1 protein-coding gene is annotated in these 2105 nt (G+C 63.0%); it reads left to right on the forward strand.

The window, feature by feature from the left end; all coding sequences use genetic code 11:
- The first annotated feature begins 106 nt into the window (after nt 1–106).
- On the forward strand, nt 107–2044 hold the full coding sequence (gene acs / locus ACE04F_RS06870) for an acetate--CoA ligase (RefSeq protein WP_486105548.1): 1938 nt from the start codon (nt 107–109) through the stop codon (nt 2042–2044).
- Nucleotides 2045–2105 lie beyond the last annotated feature (61 nt).

Below are 2105 nucleotides of genomic sequence, written 5' to 3' on the forward strand. Positions count from 1 at the left end.
CCCCCCCCCCCCCCCCCCTCCCACAGTTGTTTTGCACATGACTTGAACCCTCCAGTTACTCGGCGCATCTTTATGTCTTGTCGCAAAACAAGAATAAGGAACCGTCATGTTCGATATCAGCCAGTACCCCCACGCCGATGCCGTCCGCCGGGCTGCGCAATTGAGTCAGGACGAGTACAAGCGGCTCTACAACGAATCCATTGAGCACCCCAGCGCCTTCTGGGCCGAGCAGGCCACGCGTTTTCTTGACTGGATGACGCCCTGGCAGACCGTCCAGCGCTACGATTTGAAGAGCGGCGAAGCGAGCTGGTTCGCCGGTGGCAAGCTGAACGTCAGCGCCAACTGCATCGACCGTCACCTGGACACCTGCGGCGATCAAATCGCGATCATCTGGGAAGGCGACAATCCCGCCGAATCGGCACAGATCACCTACAAGAAACTTCACCACCATGTGTGCCGCCTGGCTAACGTGCTGAAAAGCCGTGGCGTGAAAAAAGGCGATCGGGTCTGCATCTACATGCCGATGATCCCGGAAGCGGCCTACGCCATGCTCGCCTGCACCCGCATCGGCGCGGTGCATTCGGTGGTGTTCGGCGGGTTTTCGCCAGATTCTCTGCGCGACCGGATTCTCGACGCCGATTGCCGCACCGTCATCACCGCCGACGAAGGCGTGCGCGGCGGACGGTTCATACCGCTCAAGCGCAACGTCGACAAGGCGCTGGAAAGCTGCCCGGACGTCAGCACCGTGCTGGTGGTGGAGCGCACCCAGGGCGAGGTGGAATGGATCGAAGGGCGCGACGTCTGGTACCACCAGGCCATGCACGACATGAGCGACGATTGCCCCCCCGAGCCGATGGACGCCGAGGACCCGCTGTTCATCCTCTATACCTCCGGCAGCACCGGAAAACCCAAGGGCGTGCTGCACACCACCGGCGGTTATCTGTTGCAGGCAGCGATGACCTTCAAGTACGTGCTGGATTACCGCGACAACGAGGTTTTCTGGTGCACCGCCGATGTCGGCTGGGTCACCGGCCATAGCTATATCGTCTACGGGCCACTGGCGAACGGCGCCACCACGCTGATCTTCGAGGGCGTGCCAAGCCATCCGAACAGTTCGCGGTTCTGGCAGGTGATCGACAAACATCAGGTCAATATTTTCTACACCGCGCCCACCGCCCTGCGCGCGCTGATGCGCGAGGGCGCCGGGCCGTTGCAGGGCACTTCGCGCAAGAGCCTGCGCTTGCTCGGCAGTGTCGGTGAGCCGATCAATCCGGAGGCGTGGGAATGGTACTTCAACGTGGTCGGCGAACAACGCTGCCCGATTGTCGATACCTGGTGGCAGACCGAAACCGGCGGCATCATGCTTAGCCCGCTGGTGAGCGCGCCACGGCTCAAGCCGGGCTGCGCCACCCGGCCGATGTTCGGCGTGCAGCCGGTGTTGCTGGATGAGGTCGGCAAGGAGATCAGCGGCGCGGGCAGCGGCGTACTGGCGATAAAATCCAGTTGGCCGGGGCAGATTCGCAGCGTCTACGGCGACCACCAACGAATGGTCGACACCTACTTCAAGCCTTACCCCGGTTACTACTTCACCGGCGACGGCGCCCGTCGCGACGAAGATGGCGACTATTGGATCACCGGGCGTATCGACGATGTGATCAATGTGTCGGGCCACCGCATCGGCACCGCCGAGGTGGAAAGTGCGCTGGTGTTGCACGACAGCATTGCCGAGGCAGCGGTCGTGGGTTATCCCCACGACTTGAAGGGCCAGGGCATCTACGCCTTTGTCACGCCGATGAACGGGGTCGAAGCCAACGACGAGTTGAAGAAGGAGTTGCTGGCCCATGTCAGCAAGGAAATCGGCAGTTTTGCCAAGCCGGAACTGATCCAGTGGGCGCCGGCCCTGCCGAAGACTCGCTCGGGGAAGATCATGCGGCGGATCCTGCGCAAGATCGCCTGCAACGAGCTCGACAGCCTGGGCGACACCTCGACCCTGGCTGATCCGAGCGTGGTGGAGGGCCTGATCGACACACGCCTGAACCGCTGAGACAACATAACCCCCGTGGGGGGGGGGGGGGGGGGGGGGGGGGGGGGGGGGGGGGGGGGGG

It is taken from the genome of Pseudomonas sp. AGC41 (assembly GCF_057334555.1).

Excerpts from the sequence above, each read along its gene's own strand:
- acs (WP_486105548.1), top strand. The coding sequence starts at position 107 with ATGTTCGATATCAGCCAGTACCCCCACGCCGATGCCGTCCGCCGGGCT.